We start from the raw sequence: 7,842 nt of genomic DNA on the forward strand, positions 1-7,842 counted from the left end.
ACGATTATCCCCATTGCTGCTGCCGTGATACTTTTGTGCTTAGCAATTGGTTATGCAGGGCGCTACATCGGAAAAGATACATTCGTACGGTGGGCAATTGGTGTCGTTATCGCTGGTTCAGCAGCTGAACTTGCAAATATGTTATTCAAAAGCGCGTAATAAAAAAGTCATGCTGTATAAAATATCTTTTTATCCTAAAGCAAAATCTAAATTGAGATAAACAATATGAAAAAATCAAAAGTTCTTCAAACAATAATTCGGAATAAAGCTACTAAAACCTCTGCAGCTTTAACTGTATTTTTTATGTCCAATCCTGTGTATGCTCAACAATTAACAACTGCAAAAGGTGCTTTAGAAAAACTCCGTGATGACTTAAAGTTGCTTATCCCTCTCGCTGCTGCTGTTATACTATTATGCTTAGCAATTGGTTATGCAGGACGCTACATCGGAAAAGACACATTCGTACGGTGGGCAATTGGTGTCGTTATCGCGGGCTCAGCAGCTGAACTTGCCGGTTTATTATTTAAACCTAACTGATAAATCTTTTGGAATAAGAAATATTTTTTGTAAAAGAAACTTTGGATTTCAATGCTTTCATTATGCATCAATGAAATTGTTTCTTATTTCGTAGAAAAAATATTTATGATAAATCAATGAAGCTAAATATGAGAAAATTAACTAATTTCCAGAAAAATAATAATGAAATTATAATAATTTCTGCAGCTTTAACTGTACTTTTTATTAGCAATCCTGCATATGCAGTGCAATTAAAAAATGCAAAACAAGCTCTAGACACTTTGCAAGATGATCTTGTTAAAAATATTATTCCTGTTGCTGCTGCTGTTATACTTTTATGCCTAGCCATTCTCTATGCTGGACGCTACATCGGAAAAGATACATTTATACGATGGGCAATCGGCGTTGTTGTCGCTGGCTCAGCAACCCAGCTTGCTCAACTGTTATTCAAAGGTGTAGTTAGTTAAAATTAAAGATGACAGCTATAATACAAAATGTTATTTAAAATCTTAATGAGAGAAATATGCGAAAATTAATTAACCTCCAGCCAAAAAGTAATAACAAAGTTGCAGCAATTTCTGCTGCTGTAACTATATTTTTTATGAGAAATCCTGCATGTGCAGCAATAGAACATGCAAACAAAGCTTTAACAGCTCTACAAACAGATCTTACTACTAATATTATTCCTGTTGCTGCTGCTGTTATACTTTTATGCCTAGCCATTCTCTATGCAGGGCGTTACATCGAAAAGGATACATTTATACGATGGGCAATCGGTGTTGTTATCGCTGGCTCAGCAACCCAGCTTGCTAAGCTTTTATTCACAGGTGCAGTTAATTAAAATTAAAGATGATAGCTATAATACAAAATGTTATCTATAATCTTAGTGAGAGAAATATGCAAAAACTAATTAGTTTCGAATCAAAGAACAATAACAAAATCATCACACTTTCTGCAGCTATAACTGTATTTTTTATAACACATCCCGTATGGGCCCAAGCAAACGGTTTAGCTCCTGCAAAAACAGCTTTAGAAGAACTCCAAAAAGATCTTAATACTAATATTATTCCTGTCGCTGCTGCTGTTATACTTTTATGCTTAGCAATTGGTTACGCAGGCCGCTACATAGAAAAGGATACATTTGTACGCTGGGCGATTGGCGTTGTCGTCGCTGGCTCAGCAACCCAACTTGCGAGCCTGTTATTCAAGGGGCAAGCGTAAGTCTATATAATGCATAATATTTTTATCATAAGGTTTTATATCTAATTATTATACACATATAAAAATCTCATATGTTTTATAATAATAAATACAAAGTATTAATAAGAGCATTAATTAAGAGTAAAATATGAAAAAAATAATTGATTTCCGATTAAAAAATAACAATAGAATCACAGCAATTTCTTCGGCTATAAGTTTATTTTTTATAGTACATCCTGCGTATGCAAAACTAAAAGCTGAAGATGCTTTAAAAACTCTGCAAACAGATCTTACTACTAATATTATTCCTGTTGCTGCTGCCGTTATTCTTTTATGCTTAGCAATTGGTTATGCTGGACGTTACATCGGAAAAGATACATTTGTACGGTGGGCAATCGGTGTTATCGTCGCTGGCTCAGCAACCCAACTTGCGAGCCTGTTATTCAAGGGGCAAGTGTGAGTCTTTATAAGACATAATGTTTCTAATGTGAGAGTTTATGTTTGATAAATTTAAACATATTATGTGATATTTCGTTTATATTAAGAATATACAAAGTATTGATAAGAGTAAAATATGAAAAAATTAATTAATCTCAAATTAAAAAATAATAACAAAATTATCGTAATTTCTGCAGCTCTAAGTGCCTTTTTTATAACGAATCCCGTATATGCAAATGTAAAATTAGATCCTGCAAAAAAGGCGTTAGATGCACTCCAAAATGACTTAAAAGCGATTATCCCTCTCGCCGCTGCTGTTATACTTTTGTGTTTAGCAATTGCCTATGCAGGGCGCTACATTGGAAAAGATACGTTTGTACGGTGGGCGATTGGCGTTGTCATCGCTGGCTCAGCAACACAACTTTCTACACTGTTATTTACAGGTAAATAATAAGCTTATATAGCACATAATGTTTTTAAAGTAAGAGTTTATACTTGCTATTTGTAACATATAAAGATACCAATTTGTTTATTTTAAAAAGTATAAAATATTCATAAAAATTTAATGAAAGTAAAATATGCGAAAATTAATTAATCTCCAAACACAAAATAACAACAAAATCATAGTAATTTCTACAGCTATAATTACATTTTTTATAACACAGTCTGCATATGCAAATGCGCAATTAGCTCCTGCTGAAAAAGCTCTGACTGCTCTAAAAAAAGATCTTATTGATCACATTATTCCTGTTGCTGCTGCCGTGATACTTTTGTGCTTAGCAATTGGTTACGCAGGCCGCTACATAGGAAAAGATACGTTTGTAAGGTGGGCAATCGGCGTTGTCATTGCTGGCTCAGCAACCCAACTTGCTAAACTGCTATTTACAGGTCAAGCATAAATTAGTATAATACGTAATGTTTTTAATGTTCGTTGATTATAAATTTGTACCAGTAATAATATCGCTCATACTACGAAAAAAGGAATATTATTTATAGCAACTTTAATTAAAAGGGGATAAAAGATATGAAACAATTAAATACGCTTCAATCAAAAATATGTAAGATTAGTGCTATTTTTATAACTTTGATTATGTTATTAATAACTCAATCTGCATATGCTCAGACGGAAACAAAGAGTTTAGATGTTTTCATAGGGATGCAATATGGATTAAGTATAATTATTCCTATCGTTGCTGCTATCATTCTTTTATTACTTTTGCTTATTTATATATTTCGTATTATCGCAAGAGCTACATTTATGCGATGGGCATTCAGTGTCATTATTGCTGGTGCAGCTTTTTATATTAGCCACATATTATTTCACCTCCAGTGACGAGAACATTCCATGAAATCGCAAGAAAAAAAAGAATTCCCCCTATTCAAGGGAGCAACACGTGTTCCAACGATATGGGGTGTCCCCATGATGCCATTTATCGTTATGGTTATGGGGGTTGCTGTTATTGCTATGACAGTAAGTATCTTTTTGTGGATTATAGCACCTCCATTATGGTTTATTATGGTGCAAATTACTAAAAACGATGATAAGGCGTTTCGTATCTGGTGGTTATGGATCGATACTAAATTTCGCAATCGTAACAAAGGTTTTTGGGGCGCATCAAGTTATAGTCCCTCTGATTATAGTAAAAGGAGATAAACATGACAGCTGTTGAAAGCAGCAAACGCCTTGCATCAGAGACACCTGTAAGCCTGTTTCTGCCTTATTCACATCATATTACAGATACGATTATTTCTACTAAAAATGCGGAATATTTGTCAATTTGGAAAATTGATGGGCGTTCGCATCAAAGCGCTTCAGAAGAAGATATTTTTCAATGGATAAAAGAGCTTAACAATACTCTACGGGGTCTTGCATCAGCCAATTTATCATTTTGGACGCATATTGTGCGCCGCCGTGTTTATGAATATCCTGATTCAACATTTGATCAAATGTTTTGCTATCAACTTGATGAAAAATATCGACAAAGCTTTACTGGTTATAATTTGATGGTCAATGATTTATATCTGACTGTCATTTTTCAACCGATAGCGGATAAAATTATGTCGTTCTTTTCTAAACATGAACGTGAAACGCTTGATCAAAAAAAGATGCGACAAGACACATGTATCAAAGAACTCAATGACATCAATCGTACTTTAGGCCAATCTTTAAACCGTTACGGTGCAGAACTTCTTGGTGCTTATGAAAAAAATGGGCATGCTTATTCTTCTGCACTTGAATTCCTTGGAATGCTTGTCAATGGTGAATATCGCCCTATGCCAATTTGCCATGACCGTTTTGCTGACTATATGTCTGTCAATCGACCTTTTTTCTCAAAATGGGGCGCTCTTGGTGAACTGCGAACAACCAGTGGAATGCGTCGATTTGGAATGCTTGAAATTAAAGAATATGATGCAACAACCAAACCAGGACAATTAAATGTTTTGTTGGAAAGTGACTTCGAGTTCGTATTGACGCAGAGCTTTTCAGTGCTCTCCCGACATGCTGCTAAAGACTATTTACAACGGCATCAGCGTAATCTTATTGATGCACGAGATGTGGCAACGAGCCAAATTGAACAAATTGACGAAGCACTAAACCAGCTTATCAGTGGGCATTTTGTCATGGGAGAACATCACTGCACATTGACGATCTATGGTGATACAATTCAACAAGTTCGCGACCATATGGCCAAAGCAAGTGCAGCATTACTAGACGTTGCGGTACTGCCCAAACCTGTAGACTTAGCGATAGAGGCTGGCTATTGGGCACAACTTCCTGGCAATTGGAAATGGAGACCACGTCCTGCTCCGATTACATCATTGAACTTTTTGTCATTTTCATCTTTTCATAATTTTATGTCAGGAAAACCCACTGGCAACCCATGGGGACCAGCCGTCACAATTCTTAAAACAACCAGTAAAACACCGCTTTATTTCAACTTTCATGCCTCCAAACTTGAAGAGGACTCGACAGATAAACGTTTACTTGGTAATACCGCACTTATCGGACAATCTGGTTCCGGTAAAACCGTGTTACTCGGCTTTTTGTTAGCACAAGCACAAAAATTTAAGCCGACAACTGTTGTTTTTGATAAAGATCGTGGCATGGAAATTGCCATTCGGGCGATGGGTGGAAAATATTTAACATTCAAGCCAGGCAGAAAAAGTGGTTTCAATCCTTTCCAACTCCCACCCACACAAGAAAATCTTATTTTTCTGAAACAATTTGTTAAAAAATTGGCAGAAGCTGGTGGTGAAGTCACGCATCACGACGAAGAAGAAATTAACAAAGCAGTTATGTCTGTTATGAGTGCTAACATTGACCGATCACTCCGTCGTTTGTCCTTTCTAGTACAATTTTTACCAAATCCACGTTTAAGTGATTATAATGCTCACCCATCTGTTCATGCTCGCTTACTAAAATGGTGTGAAGGTGGTGATTATGGGTGGTTGTTTGATAATCCCCATGATGCTCTTGATCTCTCAACACATCAAATTTACGGCTTTGATATCACGGAATTCTTAGATAATTTTGAAACTCGCACTCCAGTGATGATGTATTTGCTTTACCGCACAGAAGGCATGATTAGCGGACAGCGGTTTATGTATATCTTTGACGAGTTTTGGAAGCCTTTGCAAGATCCGTACTTTGAAGATTTAGCCAAAAATAAACAAAAGACCATCCGTAAACAAAATGGTATTTTTGTTTATGCAACACAAGAGCCTAGCGATGCCTTGGAAAGTAATATTGCCAAAACACTCATTCAACAGTGTGCAACTTACATTTTTCTAGCCAATCCCAAAGCAAATTATGAAGATTATACAAAAGGCTTTAAACTAACAGATGCCGAATTTGAACTCGTTAAAGGACTTGGTGAGTTTAGTCGCCAATTCCTCATTAAGCAGGGTGATCAATCTGCGCTTGCAGAACTGAATCTTGGTAAATTCCATCTAACACGCGATGGAAAAACCATCGAACACGACTTTAGTGACGAGCTCTTAGTGTTATCAGGAACGCCTGATAACGCAGAGTTAGCCGAAAGCATTATCGCAGAAGTTGGTGATGATCCGGCAATATGGTTACCAATTTTCTTACAGCACGCAAAAAATGACAGGAGGGAAACATGAAAAAAAAGGTCATTTCAATAGTAGTTGTAATAACTTTAGGGGTTTCAAACCCAGCGATGGCTTGGGTTTGGGGCGCTGGGTCGGCGGATTTATCGGCATCCGTTCCAACGAAGTGGCCCAATTTTTTTGGAAGTTCATCTTCAAATACATCAAAGTCTAAAAAAACTCCACAGCAAAAGAAAGCGCCACCTGATGCCCAACTTCTCGATATGCTAAAAAAACACCTTGAGGAAGTAAAAAAGATACACGAGTCTATAACGGGAAGCCAAAAATTCGACACTAAAAAACTTAAAAATGTACAAACAGATCACAGTAGCTTTTTTCTCAAAAATCCAGAGAATCTCTACAATAGAAATAAAACTTCTGCTCTATCTACATCACTTGAAAATATTTTAAAAGAAGAAGAAATTCCTGTCACTATCCATGAATCTAGCAGTTTTATCAACAAGCGTATCCAATATGCAGCCATCACTGATAAAGCCGTAAGTTTAAAAACTTTTCAAGAAGCAAACAATCGTTTTCAGCAAATTGAAGAACTATTAAACGAGATCACGACAACAAAAGATCTAAAAAGTATTGCCGAGTTACAAGCACATATAATTGGAATGCTTGCTATGCTACAAAATGAAACAGCAAAACTACAAATGGTTACACATTTACGCAATGCTGAACATACACTTATCAAACAACAGAAAGATAAACATAACATAAAAATTTTGAATAGTAAAAACACGAACATGCCTACCATAAGATTCATTAGGTAAAGCTTTTTGTAGCAATATTTTGTATATTATTTTTCCTGTATGCTCGTAAAAAGAAAAAGTTAATGCGTAATACTCAATTCTCTCTCATAGATCGAAAAGGTCTACGAAGTTTCATTTTATCCTTAAAAAAATTCAACGAAAAATGCTTAAAAAGCATATAAAAAATTGAAAATTCGTTAAAGAGGAATTCCATGAATTTTACAGTGTTCACGCAACTTTTCAGTAAAATTGATCAGATAACAAAAACATATGTCACGGATATTTCCTCAAAAGCAATTGTTACAATTACACCCTTTGTATCAATCGGTATCACAATCGCTTTCATCATCTATGGTTGGCTCATCATCCGGGGCGCTATCGATATGCCTCTCTCCGGATTCGTAAACCGTTTCCTACGGATAAGTATTATTACTTCAATAGCTCTTACCACAGGACTTTATCAGAGTGAAATTGCCAATTTGATAACACAAATGCCCTATGAGTTATCAAAGGCACTCATAACAAATCCACTCAATGATACACAATTAATGAATTTACTTGACAAAACAGCAGGTGGAGGATTCCAATATGCAGGCCGTCTTTTCCAAGAAACCGTCTTCTTCGAGTCCAATGGACTGCTTTACAGTCTCTTAGGAATCCTCATCTTGCTAGCAACAAGCTTCGTCGTAGCAATCGGTGGTGGCCTCGTTCTACTGACAAAAATCGCTATTACACTTCTTGTAGGATGGGGACCATTCTTCATCATTGCTTTGCTCTGGCAACCAACTCATCGCCTTTTCGAGCAATGGATAATCCA

General features: G+C 36.1%; 13 protein-coding genes. All 13 read left to right on the plus strand.

The window, feature by feature from the left end; all coding sequences use genetic code 11:
- The coding region (gene trwL / locus ACFIMA_RS08710) for a VirB2 family type IV secretion system major pilin TrwL (protein ID WP_375613871.1) at positions 1-159 on the plus strand (159 nt) is incomplete at its 5' end.
- A gap of 66 nt (positions 160-225) precedes the next feature.
- Complete coding sequence (trwL, locus tag ACFIMA_RS08715) at positions 226-537, plus strand: VirB2 family type IV secretion system major pilin TrwL (protein WP_375612573.1); 312 nt, start codon at positions 226-228, stop codon at positions 535-537.
- 128 nt (positions 538-665) lie between these two features.
- On the plus strand, positions 666-983 hold the full coding sequence (trwL, locus tag ACFIMA_RS08720) for a VirB2 family type IV secretion system major pilin TrwL (protein ID WP_375613861.1): 318 nt from the start codon (positions 666-668) through the stop codon (positions 981-983).
- A gap of 56 nt (positions 984-1,039) precedes the next feature.
- A complete protein-coding gene (trwL, locus tag ACFIMA_RS08725) occupies positions 1,040-1,357 on the plus strand; it encodes a VirB2 family type IV secretion system major pilin TrwL (protein WP_375613862.1) in 318 nt (105 codons plus the stop codon).
- A 56-nt stretch (positions 1,358-1,413) separates the two neighbouring features.
- On the plus strand, positions 1,414-1,737 hold the full coding sequence (gene trwL, locus ACFIMA_RS08730) for a VirB2 family type IV secretion system major pilin TrwL (RefSeq protein WP_375613863.1): 324 nt from the start codon (positions 1,414-1,416) through the stop codon (positions 1,735-1,737).
- 127 nt (positions 1,738-1,864) lie between these two features.
- Positions 1,865-2,176: a VirB2 family type IV secretion system major pilin TrwL gene (gene trwL / locus ACFIMA_RS08735; protein ID WP_375693048.1), complete on the plus strand. Its 312-nt coding sequence runs from the start codon at positions 1,865-1,867 to the stop codon at positions 2,174-2,176.
- A 114-nt stretch (positions 2,177-2,290) separates the two neighbouring features.
- Positions 2,291-2,605, plus strand: coding sequence for a VirB2 family type IV secretion system major pilin TrwL (gene trwL / locus ACFIMA_RS08740; RefSeq protein WP_375613865.1), 315 nt, complete (start codon positions 2,291-2,293; stop codon positions 2,603-2,605).
- A 127-nt stretch (positions 2,606-2,732) separates the two neighbouring features.
- Positions 2,733-3,053, plus strand: a complete 321-nt coding sequence (gene trwL, locus ACFIMA_RS08745) for a VirB2 family type IV secretion system major pilin TrwL (RefSeq protein WP_375613866.1) — start codon at positions 2,733-2,735, stop codon at positions 3,051-3,053.
- Between the two features lie 125 nt (positions 3,054-3,178).
- Positions 3,179-3,487 carry a conjugal transfer protein gene (locus tag ACFIMA_RS08750; protein ID WP_375613867.1) on the plus strand — a complete coding sequence of 103 codons (309 nt, stop codon included), beginning with the start codon at positions 3,179-3,181 and terminating at the stop codon, positions 3,485-3,487.
- Positions 3,488-3,499: 12 nt separating this feature from the next.
- Complete coding sequence (locus tag ACFIMA_RS08755) at positions 3,500-3,808, plus strand: type IV secretion system protein VirB3 (RefSeq protein ID WP_375613868.1); 309 nt, start codon at positions 3,500-3,502, stop codon at positions 3,806-3,808.
- Positions 3,809-3,810: 2 nt separating this feature from the next.
- On the plus strand, positions 3,811-6,282 hold the full coding sequence (locus ACFIMA_RS08760) for a VirB4 family type IV secretion/conjugal transfer ATPase (protein WP_375613869.1): 2,472 nt from the start codon (positions 3,811-3,813) through the stop codon (positions 6,280-6,282).
- On the plus strand, positions 6,279-7,046 hold the full coding sequence (locus ACFIMA_RS08765) for a type IV secretion system protein (protein ID WP_375613870.1): 768 nt from the start codon (positions 6,279-6,281) through the stop codon (positions 7,044-7,046). The genes ACFIMA_RS08760 and ACFIMA_RS08765 overlap by 4 nt, the downstream gene beginning before the upstream one ends.
- A gap of 191 nt (positions 7,047-7,237) precedes the next feature.
- Positions 7,238-7,842, plus strand: a 605-nt coding sequence (locus ACFIMA_RS08770) for a type IV secretion system protein (RefSeq protein WP_375693047.1), incomplete at its 3' end; no start/stop codon positions are given.

The sequence above is a fragment of the Bartonella sp. AP88HLJMH genome (genome assembly GCF_042195605.1).
Classification (GTDB): Bacteria; Pseudomonadota; Alphaproteobacteria; order Rhizobiales; family Rhizobiaceae; genus Bartonella.